This window comes from Ideonella livida (assembly GCF_010499455.1).
GTDB classification, from domain to species: domain Bacteria; phylum Pseudomonadota; class Gammaproteobacteria; order Burkholderiales; family Burkholderiaceae_C; genus Ideonella; species Ideonella livida.
Genome location: NZ_JAAGOH010000003.1, coordinates 120597 through 140496 on the forward strand (window position 1 = coordinate 120597; position 19900 = coordinate 140496).

At 70.3% G+C, this 19900-nt stretch carries 17 protein-coding genes and 1 pseudogene; 16 read left to right on the top strand and 2 right to left on the bottom strand.

Translation table 11 applies throughout. From position 1 onward, the window contains the following. Position 1 precedes the first annotated feature (1 nt). From G3A44_RS03985 to G3A44_RS04035, 11 genes and pseudogenes are all read left to right on the top strand, one after another. Positions 2 to 724 carry an ABC transporter ATP-binding protein gene (locus G3A44_RS03985; protein ID WP_163456208.1) on the top strand — a complete coding sequence of 241 codons (723 nt, stop codon included), beginning with the start codon at positions 2 to 4 and terminating at the stop codon, positions 722 to 724. A gap of 1 nt (position 725) precedes the next feature. Next, a complete protein-coding gene (locus G3A44_RS03990) occupies positions 726 to 1583 on the top strand; it encodes a branched-chain amino acid ABC transporter permease (protein WP_163456209.1) in 858 nt (285 codons plus the stop codon). A gap of 5 nt (positions 1584 to 1588) precedes the next feature. Next, complete coding sequence (locus tag G3A44_RS03995; protein ID WP_163456210.1) at positions 1589 to 2581, top strand: branched-chain amino acid ABC transporter permease; 993 nt, start codon at positions 1589 to 1591, stop codon at positions 2579 to 2581. Between the two features lie 42 nt (positions 2582 to 2623). Further along, the gene (locus G3A44_RS04000) at positions 2624 to 3550 is read left to right on the top strand and encodes a catechol 2,3-dioxygenase (RefSeq protein WP_163456211.1); all 927 of its coding nucleotides are present in this window, start codon (positions 2624 to 2626) and stop codon (positions 3548 to 3550) included. A gap of 55 nt (positions 3551 to 3605) precedes the next feature. Beyond that, positions 3606 to 4397 carry a 2-oxopent-4-enoate hydratase gene (gene dmpE / locus G3A44_RS04005; RefSeq protein ID WP_163456212.1) on the top strand — a complete coding sequence of 264 codons (792 nt, stop codon included), beginning with the start codon at positions 3606 to 3608 and terminating at the stop codon, positions 4395 to 4397. 11 nt (positions 4398 to 4408) lie between these two features. Then, positions 4409 to 5203 carry an SDR family NAD(P)-dependent oxidoreductase gene (locus G3A44_RS04010; RefSeq protein WP_163456213.1) on the top strand — a complete coding sequence of 265 codons (795 nt, stop codon included), beginning with the start codon at positions 4409 to 4411 and terminating at the stop codon, positions 5201 to 5203. A gap of 23 nt (positions 5204 to 5226) precedes the next feature. Continuing rightward, positions 5227 to 6015: a 2-oxo-3-hexenedioate decarboxylase gene (dmpH, locus tag G3A44_RS04015; RefSeq protein ID WP_163456214.1), complete on the top strand. Its 789-nt coding sequence runs from the start codon at positions 5227 to 5229 to the stop codon at positions 6013 to 6015. Positions 6016 to 6044: 29 nt separating this feature from the next. Next, a complete protein-coding gene (gene thmT / locus G3A44_RS04020) occupies positions 6045 to 6236 on the top strand; it encodes a 2-hydroxymuconate tautomerase (RefSeq protein WP_163456215.1) in 192 nt (63 codons plus the stop codon). Positions 6237 to 6241: 5 nt separating this feature from the next. Next, the gene (locus tag G3A44_RS04025) at positions 6242 to 7252 is read left to right on the top strand and encodes an acetaldehyde dehydrogenase (acetylating) (protein WP_163456216.1); all 1011 of its coding nucleotides are present in this window, start codon (positions 6242 to 6244) and stop codon (positions 7250 to 7252) included. A 116-nt stretch (positions 7253 to 7368) separates the two neighbouring features. Next, positions 7369 to 8382, top strand: a pseudogene (gene dmpG, locus G3A44_RS04030) (4-hydroxy-2-oxovalerate aldolase); the annotation flags it as partial. Positions 8383 to 8570: 188 nt separating this feature from the next. Further along, entirely contained in the window at positions 8571 to 9473 is a 903-nt protein-coding gene (locus G3A44_RS04035) for a SphA family protein (protein ID WP_163456218.1), read from the top strand. A 96-nt stretch (positions 9474 to 9569) separates the two neighbouring features. Here the strand turns inward: G3A44_RS04035 and G3A44_RS04040 are convergent, their stop codons facing one another. Beyond that, positions 9570 to 10190, bottom strand: coding sequence for a Crp/Fnr family transcriptional regulator (locus G3A44_RS04040; RefSeq protein ID WP_163456219.1), 621 nt, complete (start codon positions 10188 to 10190; stop codon positions 9570 to 9572). A 222-nt stretch (positions 10191 to 10412) separates the two neighbouring features. On the opposite strand from G3A44_RS04040, the gene G3A44_RS04045 reads away from it, so the two are divergent. The 5 genes from G3A44_RS04045 to G3A44_RS04065 all read left to right on the top strand — a co-directional run bounded on the left by G3A44_RS04045 (position 10413) and on the right by G3A44_RS04065 (position 16806). Further along, a complete protein-coding gene (locus tag G3A44_RS04045) occupies positions 10413 to 11387 on the top strand; it encodes an alpha/beta fold hydrolase (protein ID WP_163456220.1) in 975 nt (324 codons plus the stop codon). A gap of 185 nt (positions 11388 to 11572) precedes the next feature. Next, positions 11573 to 12646, top strand: coding sequence for an alpha/beta hydrolase family protein (locus G3A44_RS04050; protein ID WP_163456221.1), 1074 nt, complete (start codon positions 11573 to 11575; stop codon positions 12644 to 12646). A 147-nt stretch (positions 12647 to 12793) separates the two neighbouring features. Then, entirely contained in the window at positions 12794 to 13642 is an 849-nt protein-coding gene (locus tag G3A44_RS04055; RefSeq protein ID WP_163456222.1) for a polysaccharide pyruvyl transferase family protein, read from the top strand. Positions 13643 to 13726: 84 nt separating this feature from the next. Then, positions 13727 to 14155, top strand: a complete 429-nt coding sequence (locus G3A44_RS04060; protein WP_163456223.1) for an SRPBCC family protein — start codon at positions 13727 to 13729, stop codon at positions 14153 to 14155. Then, positions 14152 to 16806 carry a hypothetical protein gene (locus G3A44_RS04065; RefSeq protein WP_163456224.1) on the top strand — a complete coding sequence of 885 codons (2655 nt, stop codon included), beginning with the start codon at positions 14152 to 14154 and terminating at the stop codon, positions 16804 to 16806. Before G3A44_RS04060 ends, G3A44_RS04065 begins: the two co-directional genes overlap by 4 nt. Here G3A44_RS04065 and G3A44_RS23385 read toward each other — a convergent pair. Then, the gene (locus G3A44_RS23385) at positions 16799 to 19882 is read right to left on the bottom strand and encodes a PAS domain S-box protein (RefSeq protein ID WP_163456225.1); all 3084 of its coding nucleotides are present in this window, start codon (positions 19880 to 19882) and stop codon (positions 16799 to 16801) included. The two genes, G3A44_RS04065 and G3A44_RS23385, sit on opposite strands and share 8 nt — an antisense overlap. Positions 19883 to 19900: the final 18 nt, after the last annotated feature.

Here is a 19900-nt window from a genome sequence, read left to right on the forward strand (position 1 = left end):
CATGGGCAAAACCTTGTTGAGCACCCACGGCCTGAAGGCCTTTTACGGCGACGCTCAGGCGCTGTTCGGCATTGACTTCCACCTCGACGAAGGCGAGGTGGTGGCCATCATCGGCGCCAATGGCGCGGGCAAGAGCACGCTGCTGAAGTCGCTCACCGGCCTGGTGGCGGTGCCGGCGCCGGCGGTGTGCCTGCACGGCCAGCCCATCGGCGGCCTGCCGCCGGGTGAGATCGTGCGGCGTGGCCTGGCCATGGTGCCGGAGGGCCGGCGCCTGTTCCCCTCGCTGAGTGTGGAGGAGAACCTGCGCATGGGCGCCCTGGCCGGCCGCCAGGGCCCGTGGACGCTGGAGCGGCTGTTCCAGATGTTCCCCATCCTGAAGGAGAAGCGCCGCAACCCGTCGGGCGCGCTCTCGGGCGGGCAGCAGCAGATGGTGGCCATTGGCCGCGCCCTGATGAGCAACCCGCAAATCTTGCTGTGCGACGAGTTGTCGCTGGGCTTGGCGCCCATCGTCATCCGTGAAATCTACGCCGCGCTGCCCACCTTCACGGCTGAAGGCCTGACGGTGGTGGTGGTGGAGCAGGACGTGAGCCTGGCGCAGCAGGTCTCGCAGCGGGTGGTGTGCCTGCAAGAAGGTGTGGTGTCGCTGGAGGGTCGCAGCAACGCGCTGACGCGTGAGCAGATCAGCGAAGCCTACTTTGGCCTGTCTACGGCGGAGGCGCACTGAGATGTTGGAGGTGTTGATTCAAGGCGCCCTGCTGGGTGGCCTCTACGCGCTGTTTGCGCTGGGCCTGTCGGTGATGTTTGGCGTGATGCGCCTGACCAACATCGCCCAGGGCGATTTCATCGTGCTGGCCGCCTTTGGCGCCATGGCCTTGGCCTCGGCGCTGGGCGGGCAGACCGTGTGGGTGGCGCTGCTGCTCCTGCCGCTGGGCTTTGCCGTGGGCTGGGCGCTACAGCGTGGGGTGCTCAACCGCACGCTGGACAAAGACCCACTGCCCTCGCTGGTGGCCACGTTTGGCTTGTCCATCGTGGTGCAGAACGGGCTGCAAGAGGTGTTCTCGGCCGACCCGCGCTCGCTGGCCGCCGGTGACCTGGCCACGCGCAGCCTGGCGCTGGGCAGCGTGAACGTGGGCCTGCTGCCGCTGCTGATCTTGGTGGCGGCGGTGGCGGCCACGGCGGGGCTGCAATGGCTGTTCTCGTCCACCGCGCTGGGGCGCTCGTTCCGGGCGGTGTCCGATGACCGGGACATCGCCCAGTTGATGGGGCTGGACGCCCGCAAGGTGTTTGCGCTGGCCACCGGCTTGGCCTTTGCGCTGATCTCGCTGGCCGGCCTGTTCCAGGCGCTGCGCACCACCGTGGCGCCCACCGATGGGCCGATGCTGCTGCTGTTCGCGTTTGAGGCCGTGATCATCGGCGGCATGGGCAGCTTCTGGGGCACGCTGGTGGGGGCCCTGGTGCTGGGCATCACACAGCAAGCCGGTTTTGTGGCCGACCCCGGCTGGGGGCTGTGGTTTGGTCATCTTGTGTTCCTGGCGGTGCTGGTGGTGCGGCCGCAGGGTTTGTTTCCGAAGACCCGGGGGTGAGCGCCATGCAAGGCTCAACATTTGAAGTGGTGCGCAGCACCCGTCTGAGCCAGGCCACGCTGGGCCTGGGCGCGCTGTGGGTGGCGGTGTCGGCCAGCTTGCCCTTCTGGGGCGAGGCGGCGTGGATGCGCGAGATGGTGGAGTTTTCCTGCTACTTCATCTTCGCGATGATGTGGAACCTGCTGGCCGGCTACGGCGGCATGGTGAGCGTGGGGCAGCAGGCCTTCTTCGGCCTGGGCGGCTACGTCATGCTGGCCCTGGGCAACCTGGCCGGGGTGAACCCCTTCATCGCCATCCCCATCGCCGCCGTGGTGGCGGGTTTGGTGGCGGTGCCGGTGTCCTGGGTGGCGTTCCGGTTGCAAGGTGGCTACTTCGCCATTGGCACCTGGGTGATTGCCGAGGTGTTTCACCTGACGGTGGCCAACATCCCGGCCGTGGGCGGGGGCTCGGGCACCAGCCTGACGGCGCTGCGGGGCCTGGACCGCGCCACCCGCCAACACGCCACCTACTGGATTGCGCTGGCCTGCGTGGTGGCCTGCATCGGCGGCGTGTACCTGTTCTTGCGCAGCAAGCAGGGTTTGGCACTGCAAGCCATCCGCGACAACCCCGTGGCCGCCGAGAGCCAGGGCATTGACGTCAAGCGCATGAAGCGGCTCGTCTACATGGTGGCCGCCATGGGCGGTGGCCTGGCCGGGGCGCTGTACTTCGTGGGCAACCTGCGCATCAGTCCCGACGCCGCCTTCGGCGTGAACTGGACGGCCTTTGCGATCTTCATCGTGGTCATCGGCGGCATTGGCCGCATCGAAGGGCCAATGGTGGGCGCCGTGCTGTTCTGGCTGCTGAACAAGTTCTTCGCCGACTACGGCACCTGGTACCAACTGGGCCTGGGCCTGCTGGCCGTGGCCGTGACGCTGTGGTTCAAGCAAGGCTTCTGGGGCGCGCTGCAGGCGCGCTGGGGGCTGTCGCTGTTTCCCACGCAGCGCCGGCTTCAGACATAAGTCACCAAAGATTCATCCACCCTGCCAAGAGGAGACAAGACCATGGCAATTTCTGGCGTCATGCGCCCTGGCCACTGCCAGCTGCGCGTTCTGAACCTGGACGAATCCGTCAAGTTCTACACCGAAGTCATGGGCCTGAAGCACATGGGCTTTGATGCCCAGGGCCGGGCCTACTTCAAGTGCCTGGACGAGTTGGACCACCACAGCCTGATCCTGCGCCAGGCCGACAAGGCCGGCATGGACTTTTACGCCTTCAAGGTGCGCGACAAGGCCACCCTGGAGCAGCTGGATGCCGACCTGCGCGCCTACGGCGTGGCCACCGAGCGCATCCCCGCCGGTGAGATGTTGGAAACCGGCGAGCGGGTGCGCTTCACGTCGCCCACGGGCCATGTGTTCGAGCTGTATGCCGAGAAGACGATGGTGGGCAATGGCCTGGGCTTTGAGGCGCCCGAGGCCATCATCGACGGCCGCCGCGGCATCTCCCCCATCCGTCTGGACCACTGGCAGATCCACGGGCCGGACCTGGACGGCAGCCGTGACCTGTTCGTCAAGGTGCTGGGCTTCTCGCTGGTGGAGCGCATCAAGGCCGAAGACGGCGTGACCGACGTGGCGGTGTGGCTGAGCTGCTCGACCAAGGCGCATGACATCGCCTTTGTGCGCGACGAGCGTGCCAACACCCTGCACCACGCCTCTTACCTGCTGGGCACCTGGGAGCAGGTGCTCAAGGCGGCGGACATCATCACCATCCACCGCGTGTCCATGGACATTGGGCCGCTGCGCCACGGCATCACCCGCGGCACCACCATCTACGCCTTTGACCCCTCGGGCAACCGCTTCGAGACCTTCTGCGGCGGCTATGACTTCTACCCCGACATGCCCGTCATCACCTGGCCGTTTGAGGAGATGGGGCGCGCGGTTTTCTATCACACGCGCCAGCTCAACGAGCGCTTCTTGACCGTGGTGACCTGACCCACGCCCGCAGCGGTTGCGGCCGCTGCCTCACCTCTTCTTTTTCTGCCACGCCATGACCACCTCCCCTGAACTGGATCTCCAAGCCCTGGGCGACCGCCTGTATGCGGCGCTGCGCACGGCCACGCCCATCGACCCCCTCACCGCCAGCCACCCGGGCCTGAGCATCGAGCAGGCCTACGGCATCCAGCAGCGCCTGAACGCGCGCCGGCTGGCCGATGGCGAGCGGGTGGTGGGCAAGAAGATCGGCGTCACCAGCCAGGCGGTGATGGCCATGCTGGGCGTGGGCCAGCCCGACTTTGGCCTGCTGACCGACGCGATGCTGGTGCACCAAGGCGCTACCATCGAGCGCGGCGCGCTGATCCAGCCCAAGGCCGAGGGTGAGATCGCCTTTTTGCTCAAGCGCGACCTGCAGGGCCCGGGCGTGGGCGTGGCCGATGTGCTGGCCGCCACCGAATGCGTGATGCCTTGCTTCGAGATCGTGGACAGCCGCATCCGCGACTGGAAGATCAAGATCCAGGACACCGTGGCCGACAACGCCAGCTGCGGCGTGTTTGTGCTGGGCAGCCAGGCGGTGAGCCCGCTGAAGGTGGACCTGCACACCTGCGGCATGGTGCTGGAGAAGAACGGCGAGGTGGTGGTGACGGGTGCGGGTGCCGCCGCCCTGGGCTCGCCGCTGAACGCCGTGGCCTGGCTGGCCAACACCCTGGGCCGGCTGGGCATGGGCCTGAAGGCCGGCGAAGTCATCCTCTCGGGCGCGCTGGGCGCCATGGTGCCGGCGCTGCCAGGCGACCAGTTCCGCGTGAGCATTGGCGGCCTGGGCGACTGCTCGGTGCGCTTTGCCTGAAGGAGCCCGCCATGGACCTGCAACTTCACGGCCGCCGCGCCCTGGTCACCGGCTCTACCGCCGGCATCGGCTTTGCCATCGCCGCCCGCCTGGCGGCGGAGGGCGCGGCCGTCACCCTCAATGGGCGTGACACGTCGCGGGTCACCGCTGCCGCCGCCCGTCTGCAAACCCGGGTGCCGGGCGCGGAGATCACCGCCGTGGCCGCCGACCTGGGCACGGCCGAAGGCTGCGCCCAGCTGGCCGGCGCCGCCCAGGCCTGCGACCTGCTCATCCACAACCTGGGCATCTACGCGCCGGGCGAGTTTGCCCAGACCGACGACGCCACCTGGCAGCGTTTCTTTGAGGTGAACGTGATGAGCGGCGTGCGCCTGTCGCGCGTGGCCCTGCCGGCCATGCTGGCGCGCAACTGGGGCCGCATCGTCTTCATCAGCAGCGAGTCCGGCATCCAGCCGCCGCCGGAGATGGTGCATTACGGCATGACCAAGGCCGCGCAGCTGTCCCTCTCGCGTGGGCTGGCCGAGCAGACCACCGGCACCGGTGTCACCGTCAATGCCGTGCTGCCCGGCCCCACCCGCACCGAGGGCTCGGCCGCCTTCATGGCCGAGCGGGCGGCCGAGTTGGGCCTGAGCGCCGACGAGGTGGTGCGCCAGTACTTCGCCCAGGAGCGGCCCAGCTCGCTGATCCGCCGCTTTGTGGAGCCCGACGAAGTGGCCGCCACCGTGGCCTTTTTGTGCAGCCCGCTGGCCGGCGCCACCCACGGCGCGGCCGTGCGGGTGGATGGCGGCGTGGTCCGCTCGATGGTTTGACCCTGACTTTTGCAGAGAACCCCATGACCCTTGACGACCTCACCATCGCCAGCCTGGCCGAGCGCCTGGAAAGCTGCCAGCTGCAGCACCTGGAAACCCACAAGATCACCGAAGACTATCCCAGCATGGACTGGGAAGACGCCTATGCCGTGCAGGCCGCCATCCTGGCGCGCAAGCTGGCACGCGGCCGCACCGTGGCGGGCCTGAAGGCCGGTCTGACCTCGCACGCCAAGATGAAGCAAATGGGCGTGACCTCGCCCGTCTTCGGCTGGATGACCGACGACTACGCCGTGCCCCACGGCGGCGAGGTGGCCACAGCCGCGTTGATCCACCCCAAGGTGGAGCCCGAAATCGCCTTTGTGCTGAAGAAGCCGCTGGCCGGCCCGGGCTGCCACATCGCCGCCGTGCTGGAGGCCACCGACTTTGTGCTGCCGGGCATTGAGGTGATCGACAGCCGCTACAAAGACTTCAAGTTCGACCTCAAGAGCGTGGTGGCCGACAACACCTCGGCCGCCCGCTTTGTGGTGGGTGGCGCCCCCACGCCGGTGGCGGGCCTGGACCTGCGCACCGTGGGCGTGGTGATGGAGAAGAACGGCGTACCCGTGGCCTTTGGCGCCGGCGCCGCCGTGCTGGGCCACCCGGCCACCGCCATTGCCGAGCTGGCCAACCACCTGGGCCGCCGGGGCCAGAGCATCCCGGCCGGCACGCTCATCCTCTCCGGCGGCATCACCGAGGCCGTGCCCGTGCAGGCCGGAGACCACGTGAGCCTGCATGTGCAGGGCATGGGCAGCACCAGCCTGCGTTTTGTCTGAACCCGCCCCCTCTTCATTCGGAGACCGTCATGCCATTTGCACAGATCTACATGATCGAAGGCCGCACCGAGGACCAAAAGCGCGCCGTCATCGAGAAAGTCAGCACCGCCCTGGTGGAAGCCACCGGCGCGCCCAAGGAAGCCATCCGGGTTTGGATCCAGGAGGTGCCCAAGACCAACTGGGGCATCGCCGGCCAAACCGCCAAGGACCTGGGACGGTGAGCACCATGCGCCCCACCATCAAATGCGCCCTGATTGGGCCCGGCAACATCGGCACCGACCTGCTGGCCAAACTGCAGCGCAGCCCCGTGCTGGAACCCGTGTGGATGGTGGGCATCGACCCTGCCTCCGACGGCCTGAAGAAAGCCCGCGAGCTGGGCCTGAAGACCACCGCCGAGGGTGTGGACGGCCTGCTGCCCCACCTGCAGGCCGACGGCGTGCAGATCGTGTTTGACGCCACCAGCGCCTATGTGCATGCCGAGAACTCGCGCAAGGTCAACGCCCTGGGCGCGCTGATGATCGACCTGACGCCCGCCGCCATCGGGCCCTACTGCGTGCCCCCGGTGAACCTGCTGCAGCATGTGGGCGCGCCGTCGCCGGGCCGTTCCCAAGACGGCGCAGCCCCCTTGGGGGGTGGCACAGCGCGCAGCGCGAAGCCTGGGGGCCTGTTGTCCGAAATGAACGTCAACATGGTCACCTGCGGTGGCCAGGCGACCATTCCGATGGTCGCTGCCGTCAGCCGCGTTCAGCCGGTGAGCTACGGCGAGATCGTCGCCACCGTCTCCAGCCGCTCGGTCGGCCCGGGCACGCGCAAGAACATCGATGAATTCACCCGCACCACGGCCGGCGCGGTGGAGAAGGTGGGCGGCGCCAAGAAGGGCAAGGCCATCATCATCATCAACCCGGCCGAGCCGCCGCTGATGATGCGCGACACCGTGCACTGCCTGGTCGAAGGTGAAGTCAACCGCGAAGGCATCACCGAGAGCGTGCACGCCATGATCCGCGAGGTGCAGAAGTACGTGCCCGGCTACCGCCTGGTCAACGGCCCGGTGTTCGACGGCCAGCGCGTCTCCATCTTCCTGGAGGTGGAAGGCCTGGGCGACTACCTGCCCAAGTACGCCGGCAACCTCGACATCATGACCGCCGCCGCCGCCCGCACCGCCGAGATGTTTGCCCAGGAGATCCTGGCGGGGCGTCTGGTGCTCAAGGCCACGCCCACCGCTGCGCTTGCCGCCTGAAACCGGAGAACTTGGACATGACTCAGAAGATCACCCACGAGCCCGGCGCCCGGCCGCCCGAAGCCGGGCGAGATCCCCTCGGGGGATCGTCCACCGTACCCGGTGGACGAGGGGCCGTCAGGTTACATGACATGACGCTTCGGGACGGGATGCACCCCAAGCGCCACCTGATGAGCCTGGAGCAGATGGTCTCCATCGCCACCGGCCTGGACGAGGCCGGCGTGCCGCTGATCGAAGTGACCCACGGCGACGGCCTGGGCGGCAGCTCGGTCAACTACGGCTTTCCGGCGCACACCGACGAGGAATACCTGGGCGCCGTCATCCCGCGCATGAAGCAGGCCAAGGTCAGCGCCCTGCTGCTGCCGGGCATCGGCACCGTGGATCACCTGAAGATGGCCCACAGCCTGGGCGTGCACACCATCCGCGTGGCCACCCACTGCACCGAGGCCGATGTGAGCGAGCAGCACATCAGCTTCGCCCGCAAGATGGACATGGACACCGTGGGCTTTCTGATGATGGCCCACATGGCCAGCCCGGAGCAGCTGGTGAGCCAGGCCAAGCTGATGGAGGGCTATGGCGCCAACTGCGTGTACGTGACCGACTCCGCCGGCTACCTGCTGCCCGACGGCGTGAAGGCGCGCCTGCAGGCCGTGCGAGACGCCTTGAAGCCGGAGACGGAGCTGGGCTTTCACGGCCACCACAACCTGGCCATGGGCGTGGCCAACAGCATTGCCGCCATTGAATGCGGCGCCACCCGCGTGGACGCCGCCGCTGCCGGCCTGGGCGCCGGCGCAGGCAACACGCCGATGGAGGTGCTGGTGGCGGTACTGGACCGCATGGGCGTGGCCACCGGCGTGGACGTCTGGAAGATCCAGGACGTGGCCGAAGACCTGGTCTTCCCGATCATGGACTTCCCCATCCGCATCGACCGCGACGCGCTCACCCTGGGCTATGCCGGCGTGTACGGCAGCTTCTTGCTGTTTGCCAAGCGCGCAGCGGCCAAGTACGGCCTGTCGGCCCGCGACATCCTGGTGGAGCTGGGCCGCAAAAAGATGGTGGGCGGCCAGGAAGACATGATCGAAGACACCGCGCTGACCATGGCGCGGGAGCGTGGGCTGCTCACCGCCTGATATCGGCCTGACCCCCCCCGGCCGGTGGCTTTGCCGCCGGCCTCGCGCTGCCCGCCCTAGGTGCGGCGGCGCCCCCCGTCACCTCACGCTGCACTGCCCGCTGGCCAGCCGGGCAGCGCCGCTGCATGCCCCGCTGGCCCATCGTTTCACACCGTTCACGGCATCAAGACCGAAGCAGGAGACAACTCATGACCCCTCGTTGCAACACCCTGGCCGCGCTGGCGGCTGTCGCGGCCCTGGCCGCCGCCGCCCTGCCCGTGGCGCACGCCACCGAAGGCGGTGGCTCCATCTACCCGCATGGGGTGGAAAACTACATGGGCGGCGCGCTGCCGCCCCCGGGCACCTACGGCATCGTCTACGGCAATGTCTACAGCGCCGACCGCGTGAACGACGCGAACGGCCACGACCTGAACCTGCCCGGCTTCAAGGTGCGCGCCAACGTGGTGGCACCGCGTTTTGTCTGGGTCACGGGCGAAAAGCTGTTGGGTGGGGACCTGGTGGTGCATGCCATCGCCCCGCTGGTGGACCTGAGCGTCACCACGCCCGGCGGCCACTTTCACAAGACCGGCCTGGGCGACATGACCGTGGGCCTGGGCACGGGCTTTCACTACAGCCCCAACCTGCATGCCGTGTTCGCGCTGGATGTGATGCTGCCCACCGGCGGCTACGACCAGGCCGAACCCAGCATCGGCCGCAACTACCTGGCCTTCGAGCCCGTGGTGGCCGTCACCCGGGTGGATCCGGCCGGCCTCAATGCCGACATCAAGGCTGGGTTGATCGTCAACCAGCGCAACAAGGACACCGACGTCACCTCCGGCCGCGAACTGCACTTTGACTACGCCCTGGGCTGGGGTCTGGCCAACGGCTGGGTGGCGGGCGTGGGGGGTTATGTCTACCAGCAGCTCAATGAAGACCAACAAGGGGGCGCCAGCCTCTCGGGCAGCAAGGGCAAAGCCCTGGCCATCGGGCCTTCCGTGAAATACGACAGCGGCAAGGGCTGGTTCGTCACTGCCAAGTGGCAGAAGGAAACCACCGCTGAGAACCGTGCCCAGGGCAACGCCCTGTGGCTCAAGGCGGTGTTCCCGCTCTGATCCAGCCGGCCAGCCCTGGGGCAGGAATGACACGTCCGCGAAGCGCCCCGGAACCCATCGGTAGAAGTGGCTTGGGTGGCGAAGGCCGCGGGCGTCTCACCCGCCTGCCTTCAGCTGCGCACGCAGCCGGCTCAAAGACACCGGCGTGATGCCCAGGTGGCTGGCAATGTGACGGTGGGCCACTTGCTCCTCCAGGCCGGGCAGGCGTGCACGCAGGGCCAGCAGGCGCTCGCGCGCGGGCAAGGCGGCCAATGCCCATTCCCGGTCCGCCCTGCGGATCAGCTCGGCGCGCAGCACGGCGTCGCCCCAGCGTTGCACCGCCGGGTGGGCCACCATTTGGGCCACCAGGGCCTCGGCGTCAAACAGCACCACCCGGGCCGGGGTGAGCGCCTCCACCAGCACCCGCGAACGCCCGTCCGCCGTGCGGCCAATGGACGGCGGCAAGGCTCCGGGCCCGGGGTGAAAGCCCAGTGTCACCTCGCGGCCCTGGGCATCGCCCACGCCGCTGCGCAGCAGGCCCCGGAGGATAAGCACCTCTTGCGGCGGCCCATCGCCCACCCGCAACAGCACCTCCCCCGCCGCCAGCGTGCGCGGGCGCATGACCGCCATCAGGGGTTCCAGGTCGGCGGTGGTCAGCGGTGGCAGCTCGGGCACCAGCACGGCGGCGCAGTGCAGCACCGCCTGGCGGTCTGAAGCGGTGAGCGTCGTCTTATCCAATGTTGTTGAGCGCGGCAAGGGGAGCGGGAAGCATGGTGCATGTCTTCACCACAGCGACCTTTCATCATGCCAGTCCCGCCCTTGCCTGCCCCACCTGCTGCACCCGCTGCCCCCGCCACGGGCGCTGCACGCGCCCCGGTCCGGCGCAGTGCCTTGCTGTCGAACGCGACCACGGCTGCCCGCTATGGAGGCGTCGCCGCGTGGCTGGCCAAATGGCGGGCCATGACAGCATGGGCAGGACTGACCGCACTGACCACACTGACGGCTTGCACCCTGCAACGCCCCACCGTGCCGCCCACCGTGGAACACGACCCCACCTTGCCCCGCTTGGCCGCCGGCGGTCGCTTGCTGCATGGCCAGGCCCTGGGCCCGCAAGATGCCCCGGTGCTGGTGGTGCTGCACGGCGGCCCGGGGGCCGACCACCGCTACCTGCTCGGCCTGTCGGCCCTGGCCGATGCCTACCGCGTGGTGTTCTATGACCAGACGGGCTCGGGCCTGTCACCCCGGCTGCCGGCCGAGGCGCTGACCGTGCAGCACTTTGTGGACGACCTGGACGCCGTGGTGCAAGCCCAGGGCGGCGGCCGCCCGGTCCACCTGCTGGGCCACAGCTGGGGCGCCATGCTGGCCACGGCCTATGCCGGCGCCCACCCCGACCGGGTGGATCGCCTGGTGCTGGCTGAACCCGGCTTTCTGGAAGCCGACACCTTGGACGGCCTGCCCGGCGGGGGCTGGCCCGGCTGGCGGGTGGTGTTGGGCTTTGGGCGCGCCTGGCTGGCGCAATGGACGGTTGACCCCCAGGGCGACCCCTTCGCCCGCGCCGATTGGTTCCTGGGCCAGGTCTTCCCGCTCACCCAGGGCGAGGCCACCCATTGCCCGGGGTCACCCCCGCCACTGACCCTGTGGCGTGCGGGCGCGCCCGCCTTCCAGGCCACGCTGGGCCGCATGCAGCGCGACCCCGCCTGGGGCCGCCAGCTGGACTTCACCCACGGCCTGCAGGCCTACAGCGGACGGGTGCTGTTTGTGCGCGGCGCCTGCAACCAGGCCCAGGGTGAAGCCCATCAACGCCGCATGATGGCCCGCTTCGCACCCGTCAACCAGGCGCGGCTGGAAACGGTGCCGCAGGCTGGGCACTTCATGTTCAACGACCAACCCCAGGCCAGCCTGGCCGCGGTACGCGGCTTTCTCGCGGCACCGTAAGCGCGACCCCTCTAGCGGGCGCGGCCGGCAACGGGCCCACGTGGACGGAAGGGACGGAACGGTCTGCGCCGCCTGCGGCACGTTTGGCGCCACCTGGCCGCAAGCCGTCCCATCCAGGCAGCGGCCCAAGGGGAGGAACACGCAACATGGCGGCAACGCAACGGAAAACCCCCCTGCCCCACACCATGGAAACGAACTTCCCCCGCCTGCACGCCGCCCTCTCGCGCCTGGTGTCCACCGCCGCCCTGGCCTGCGCCGCCCTGGGCGCTGCCGCCAGCTTGCCCGTCACCGCCCACGCCCAAGTCGGCATGCAGCGCTTGCAATGGAACACCACCGACGCCGCCGGCGCGCCCCAGGCCCTGCAGGCTTTGGTCTGGTACCCCAGCCCGGCGCAGGCCGGCCCGCAGCGTTTTGGCCCCTTTGCCGTGGAGGTGGCCCCCGGCGCCCCGGTGACCGCTGGCGTGCATCCCCTGGTGTTGATCTCGCACGGCACCGGCGGCCATGAAATGGGCCATGCCTGGCTGGCACGCCAATTGGCGGCCGAGGGCTTTGTGGTGCTCAGCCTGCGCCACCCGGGCGACAACTACCAAGACCGCAGCGGCGTGGCCCGCCCGGATTACCTGGCCGAGCGCCCGCGCCAGGTGAGCCGCGCGCTGGACGCCCTGCTGGCCGACCCGCAATGGGCGCCGCGCCTGGATACCCAGCGCATTGGCGCCGTGGGGCACTCGGCCGGTGGCCACACCGTGCTGGCCCTGGCCGGCGCCCAGCCCGACCGGGTGCGCCTGGTGAACCACTGCAGCCCCACCGGCACCGGCCTGCAGACCGATGCCGCCATGTGCGCCCTGGCCGGTTTCAGCACCGAGCGGCCGGCGCCGGTGCTGACGGTCGGCACGTCGACCTTGCCCTCGGTGCGCGAGCCGCGCATCCGCGCCGTGGTGGCGGCCGCCCCCCTGGGCCAGGGCGTGAACCTGGCCACGTTGGCGGCCGATGTGCGCGTGCCGGTGTGGATCGAAACCAGCCGCCGCGACGAAGTGCTGGCCTTCCCGCCCCATGGCGGGGCCGTGTGCGCCGCCCTGCCCCAGGCCCAATGCGAGGTGGACGACCGCGCCGGCCACCATGCCCTGTTCCAGGCCGGCACCGGGCCCATGGGCGCGCCTGGCCTGGACCCGGCCTGGAACCCCAACGGCTTTGACCGCGCCGCCTGGCAGGTGCCGGCCGGCCAGCGCATCGTGGCCTTCCTGAAGGCACAGCTGAAATGAGGGCTACACGCCGCTGCGCAGTCCGGCGGGCGGCGCGGCCCAAGACAGGCGCCGGCCGGTTGATTCTTGAGTGGAACCACGGCCTCGGGCGCACACCAACGGTCCACCATAATGAAGGGCTCCCCCTCCACCCCAAGAGCCCAAGCGATGTCCCTACTTGGCCGCTACGTCGTCGACGAAGATCAACTGATCACCGATGCCGAGGGCCGCGTGCCTCTGGTGTGGTGGACGGTTGCCCCCAACTTTGGCGATCTGCTCTCGCCCTACCTGTTCCGGCGACTGAGCCGTCGCAAGGTGGCCCGTGTCCATGTGGGTCCCAAGTTCCGCAAGGACCAGGTCACAGCACCGGCCTACATCGCCGTCGGCAGCATCCTGTCGCGGGCCCAGGACAGTTTTGTGGCCTGGGGCACGGGCTCCTTCGGCACCGAGCAGGCCGCCCAGATCTCCGCCAAGTGCCGCTACACCGCCGTGCGCGGACCGCTGACACGCTCCTTCATCCTCAACCAGGGTGGCCAGTGCCCGGAGGTCTACGGCGACCCCGGTCTGCTCATGCCCCAGGTCTATGCGCCTGAGGTGGCCAAGCGCCACGACGTCGGCTTCGTCATCCGCTGGTCCGATGAGGAGTTCCGCGAAGCCCTGCTCGACGAAGGCGTCAAGGTCATCGACCTGGGCCGCAGCGACGTGGAGCAGGTGGTCCACGAGATGCTGGAGTGCCGCACCATCGCCACCTCGTCGCTGCACGGCCTGATCATTGCCGACGCCTACGGCATTCCCAATGCCTGGCTGTCCTCGCACACGCCCAAGGGCGGAGAGTTCAAGTACTTCGACTACTTCCTCTCGGTGGACAAAGTGCGTCGCGCCCAGTACCTCCCACGGGTGGAGGGCCGCGTGGACGCGCGCCGGCTGCGCAGCGCCCTTCACTTTGACGACCGGCCGATCCACTTCGACCCCGCCACACTGCTGGACGCCTGCCCGCTGCTCAAACACGCCGCCTGAGGGCCCTGGCACGCGGGCTGCGGCGCCAGCGGACGGTTAAGCTGACGCCCTGTCCCGCCTCTCACCCTCCCAAGGAGCCGCACCATGCCCCAGATCACCGTGCAAGCCACCATGGCCGCGCCACTTGAAGCCGTGTGGCGCGCCTGGACCAACCCGGCCGACATCCTGCAATGGAACGCCGCCAACGACGACTGGCACACCACGCAGGCCGAGGTGGACCTGCGGGTGGGCGGCCGGTTCCGCTCCCGCATGGAGGCCAAGGACGGCAGCATGGGCTTTGACTTCGAAGGCACCTACACCGAGGTGCAGCCCTTGCACCGTCTGGTGGCGGAGTTTGGCGGCCGGATGCTGTCGGTGGAGTTCGTGCCCGGCCCCGCCGGGGTGACGGTGCGCGAGACTTTCGATGCCGAAGATGTCTTCCCGCTGGAGCAGCAGCGCCAGGGCTGGCAGAACATCCTGGACCGTTTTGCCGCGCATGTGCTGCGGGCGCAGGCCGCCGGCGCAGGTGGATGAAGGCGTCGTCCAGCGCGCTCGCCGCCTGGCCGCGCGCTGTTGCCCTGCTGGGCCTGCTGACCGCCACCGGCCTGATCACCGCGGCCGACGAGCCGCGTCCTGACACGGCCTTCGTCCACCGCCCTGCCGTGCTCCAGGTGCACACCGAGGTGCTCAACCCGGGGCTGGAGGCGTTCACCGTCACCGGGTCGAACTATGGCGATACCCTCAAGCGCGCCGGCAAGGGCGGCTTCGAGCCCGTGTCCTGGCGCCACCGTTTCACGGCCGCTGCCGACGCCGCCGATCGCGTGGAGGTGCGCGAGCCGGGCGGGCTGAGCCTGGATGGCCGCTTCGCCGCCGATTACCTGGACGGTGCGCAGGTGCGGGTGTACCGGGTCAGCCGCGGTCGCCTGGACCTGGTGCGGGAAGACCGGGTGGCCGCCGGCGGCACCGTGCTGGGCAGCCCGGAGGGTGGGCACCTGCGCCTGGCAGGCAACGGCGCGGCGCTGCGCCAGGGCGACATGGTGATCGTGACCCAGGATTTTGCGCCGCTGCGCCCACGCCACATGGGCCCGCGCCTTCGCAGCGACCCGGTGCAGGCCCGGCGCTGGCTGCCGGCCGGGGTGCCCCACGACCTGTTGATGGACGATCAACACTGGCGGCTGGTACCCCATGCGCCGGACAGCCCGGTGGAGGACGGTGGCCAGACCTACCTGGCCCTCACCCTGGGCCCCGGCGAGGTGCGCAAGGTGGGCCTGCATGACCTGCCCGACCTCTCCACCACCGCCCAGTCCTACTACCAGGTGGCCGAGCCGGTGGACTACGAGGCGGAGGTCTGGGTCAAGGCCGACCGTGCCGACGCGCCGCCGCTGGTCCTGGGCTTTGACGGCGATCCGCGGGTGGGGGGCTTCATGTCACCCCAGACGCTGGCGGTGGGCACAACCTGGCGGCGGCATGTGCTGCGCCTGCGCGGCCAGCCGGCGCACGCGGGCTTCCACGCCTATCTGGTGTTGAGCGCCTCGGGGCTGCCGCCAGGGTCTGCGTCGGAGGGCTCGGTGACCTACGGCATCGACAACTTCCGCATCCACCGGGCCGACACGCCCTACCTGGCCCTGTCGCCGCGCCGCCAGGCCCAGCTGGCAGCCTCGGGCATGGCGGCCTGGCGCACCCACCACACCATCAAGACCGGCCAGGCCAGCTACAGCATGGCCCAGTGGCTGGGCCCCCAGGGCGGGGTGGAAGGCGTGGGCCTGGGCATGTCCCTGGGCGGCACCCTGGCCATGATGGCCCAGGCCGGGGTGCGGCCCTGGCTGCAGATCGAGTTCCACCTGTCACCCCAGGAATGGCTGGCCTGGGCCGAGTTCATGGCCGCACCCTGGGACCCGGCGGTGGACACACCGCAGTCCAAGCCCTGGGCCTGGCAACGGGTGCGCCAGGGCCGCACCGCCCCCTGGACCGACGCCTTTGACCGCCTGTACCTGGAGCTGGGCAACGAAACCTGGAACCCGCTGTTCGCGCCCTGGACCTTCCCGGCGATGACAGATGCGGCCACCGGCGAACGGCTCAACCCCGGCGCCGTCTACGGCCTGTTCCACGACCATGTGGTGGACGTGCTGCGGCGCAGCCCCTGGTGGACGCCGGCGGTGGCGGGCAAGTTTGTGCAGGTGCTGGGCGGCTGGCCCGTCCACCAGTTCAACGACGGCATCGCCCTGGCCTCGCGCAGCGCGGACTTTCTCACCGTGGCCACCTACCTGGGGGGCTGGGACATGGGTGAAGGCCCGCCACAGCCCAACCCCGAGGGCTACTTCGGCGTGCTCCAGTTTGCGGCGCAGCAGGCCCGCCCGACCGCCCGTGCCCTGCTGGAGCAGGCCCAGGGCTGGCAGGCCCGCACCGGGAGGCGCCTGCGCCTGGGGGCCTACGAGGGGGGCCCGGGCTACGCGATGAACGGCCTCAATGGCGAGCAGGTCAGCCCGGCACAGGCCGCCGGGCAGGAGGCGGTGATGAAGAGCAAGGCCACCGGCGTGGCGACGCTGGACACCTTCCTGGTCCAGGCCAGCCTGGGTTTCGAGCTGCAGAACTTCTTCACCTTCGGCGAGGGGGAGCGCTGGACCTCGCATGGCCCCTGGCACGCCGGCGGCCACGCCCACCCGTCCTTCCTCTACCTCTCGCTGTTCAACCGCGAAGGACGCGGCGACCTGCTGCGGGTGAGCACCGTCAGCACGCCCACCGCTCACCTGCCCGCCTTGCGGCGCCGGCCCGCCCTGCGTGACGCGCCCCTGGTCACCGCCTACGCCACCCGCCAGGGCGACCGGGTCAATGTGTTTGTGGTGTCCCGGCGGATGCCGGACCACCCCGCCGGTTCCGGCGAGGGCTACACACCGGTGCGCCTGGAGCTGCCCTTTGGCCAGGCCCGGCGCATCACCCTGCACCGGCTGAGCGGCCGGCCCCAGGACACCAACCTGGGCGCCGAGCGGGTACGCCTGCAGGCCATGACGCTGCCGGCGCAGGCCCTGGGCCGGGACGGCCGCTTCACCCTGGGCCCGGACACCGGGCTGGACGCGCGCGGCCTGCCGCCAGCCGAGGCACTGCTTTATGTGTTCGAGGGCACCGACATCGGCCCGCCAGGCTGGGTGCTGGACCGGGCGCAGGTGCTGGAGCGCCTGGCTAGGTAGCCGTGGCCGCTGTGGCCGCCGGCAGCCACTGGCACAGGGCCTCATAGAGGTGCCGGGGCTCCACCGGCTTGGCCAGGTGGCCGTCCATGCCGGCGTCCAGGCAGGCCTGCCGGTCCTCGGGGAAGGCATTGGCCGTCATGGCCAGGATGGGCAGCTCCGACCCCAGGCCGGCCCGCAGCGCGCGGGCCGCCCCCAGGCCGTCCAGACGGGGCATCTGCATGTCCAGCAGCACCAGGTCGTGACCCCCCGCCAGGCCCAGGGCCACGGCCTGCTCGCCATCCTCGGCCAGGCTCACCTGCAGGCCGGCCTGCCGCAACAGGGCCTCGGCCACCTCGCGGTTGATGGGGTTGTCCTCGGCCAGCAGGATGCGCTGCCCGGCGTGGTCGCGCCGCAGGCGCGCCAGCGCGTCGGGCGGCGGGAGGCTGGTGGCGGCCGGGGCCGGCGACGCCCGGCCCAGTCGGGCGGTGAACCAGAAGCGGCTGCCCCAGCCCGGCACGCTGTCGACGCCGGCCTCGCCCCCCATCAGCCCGGCCAGGCGACGCACCAGGGCCAGACCCAGGCCGGTGCCCTGGTGGCGTCGGGTGGGGCTGCTGTCGAGTTGCACAAAGGGCTGGAACAGGGCGGCGCGCTCCTGCGCCGTCAGGCCGGGTCCGGTGTCCTGCACCTCCATGCGCAGCAGCAGGCCCTGAGGATCCTCCTGGACCACTGCCGCGCGCAGGTTCACCTCACCGGCGGGGGTGAACTTGACCGCATTGGCCAGCAAGTTGATGAGCATCTGCCGCAGGCGGGTGACGTCGCCCACCAGCGCCAGAGGCAGCCCGCTGGCGTCCACCCGCAGGCTCAGGCCCTTGGCCTGTGCCGCCGGGCCCACCATGGCCAGCGCGTCCTGCAGCAGCTCGTCGCGCTGGAAGGGCACCGGCGCCAGGGTCATGTGGCCGGCCTCGACCTTGGAGAGGTCCAGCACATCGTGGATGACCTGCAGCAGGTGGTGGGCCGCGCCGTCGATGCGGGCCAGGCGCTCCCGGTGCGCGGGGGCCGGCAGGTCCTGGGCCAGCAGGTGGCTCAGGCCCAGGATGGCGTTGAGCGGCGTGCGGATCTCATGGCTCATGTTGGCCAGAAAGACGCTCTTGGCCTGGTTGGCCCGTTCCAGCTCGGCGGTGCGCCGGGCCACCAGCGCTTCCAACTCACCGCTGTGGGCCTGCAGCAGGCGCTGCACCGCCTTCTGCGGGCCGATGTCCATGAACAGGCTGATGAAGTGCGGCTCCCCCCCCACGCCCACCACCTCGGTGGCAAAGGCGGCGTCCACCTCGTGGCCGTCCTTGTGGCGCAGGCGCACCTCCACGCCCTGCACCCGGCCGGTGCGCGCCGCCTCGACCTGCAGGTCTGCCAGCACCTGGGCGTCGGCCCAGAGCTGACCGCAGGGCGAGCGCCCCACCAGCTCAGTCGCCGGGTAGCCCAGCAGGCGCTCCAGCGCCGGGTTGACCGCCACATAGACCTGGTCGCTCAGGCGCCCCAGGACGATGGCGGTGGGGCTGTGCAGAAACACCGCCTCGAAGCGGGCCAGGGCCTCGCGCACCGCCTGGGCGGCCTGCTCACGCTCGGTGATGTCGCGGATGACCGCCATCAGGCCCAGCAGGTGGCCGTCGGCACTGTGCACCGGCACCGCGGTCGACTCGGCCCAGAACACCTCACCGTCCCGGCGCCGCAGCTGCACCACCAGCTGTACCGCATCCCCCTGCAGCAGACGCTGGTAGCTGGAGGCGCCACGGCCCGCATGCTCACGGACGTCGGCGTAGAGGAAGTCGGTGGCGCGGTCGTGCACTTCGGCCAGGTCGTAGCCGAACAGGCGGGTGAAGGCCGGGTTGACCTGGCGGATGCGGCGCTCGGGCGTGAGGAAGATCAGGACATCGGCCATGCCGTCGAACATGGCGTGCAGGGTGGCTTCGCTGTCGCGCAGCGACTGCTGGCTGGCCGCCAGGCGCTGGCGAACCGCCTCCACCTCGCGGATGCGGGGCGCACCCAGCACGGCCAGCGCCGCCGACAGGTGCCGCAGCAAGGAGCGCCTCGGCGGCTGACGGCTCCCGGGAAGCGCCTCGGCAGCGGCCGGCGCGGGCGGTGCCGCCGCGCCCGGCCGCTCCAGCGCTTCAACCGCGCGGGCCAGCCGCCGACCGGCCCACCGCCCCCCGGCCCCCCCCGCTGCCAGGGTCAGGGCAAACATCAGCAGCACCGACTCGGCAGCCTGCAGGGCGGGGTCGCGCAGCAGGTCCTGGGGCAGGTGCACCTGCACCCGCCAGGGGGCTGCGCCCAAGTCCTGCTCCTGCAGCTGGCCAGCCTCCCATTCAGGCACGGCCCCATCGGGCTGCCACAGCACCATGTACCGCGCGGGCGACCCCAGGACCGCCGCCGGGTCCTGCCCGGCCTGCCAGCGCACCATGGGCCGGCCCTGGCTGTCCACCAGCTGCAACCACCAGCCGGGGGGCACGGCCAGACCGTGCAGCAGCTGGGCCAACTGCGCCAGGTCCACGGTGGTGAGCAGCACCGCTTGGGTACGCCCACCGCGCTGCACCGGCGCCGCCAAACCCACCAGCGCCACCCGCGAGAGGGTGCCCATGAAGGGGTCGCCGACGGCGGGCCGCCCCGAACGCAGCGCACGCTCACGGGCGGAGACGGCCGGCGCCACGGGCAAGGCCGGCAAGGCGCCGCCCCAGGGCAGGCGGGTGTGCATCAGCAGCCGCTGGTCCAGGCTCAGCAGCACCACCTCGCTGCCAAAGGTGTGGCGGAACGACTGACCCAGGGCATGCAGCTCGGGGCTGCCCTGGGCAGGGTCGGCCTGGGGGGCGTCGGCCAGCAAGGCCAAGCCCTGCAGCCGCGCCGCCAGGAAGGTGTCCACGGTGGTGGCCACGTTGCGGGCCAGGTCGGCCGCCCCGCGCCGGGCCTTGGCCTGTTCCTCGTCCAGGGCGCGCAGGCCCATCACGCTGGCCAGCAGCAAGCTGGGGAGCAGGCACAAGCCGATGAGCAGCCGCAGGTAGCGGCGCAGGGGCACTGCCTCGGTGGTCGGATCGAAGGACGTGGACACGCGCTCTCCCTTGGCCGG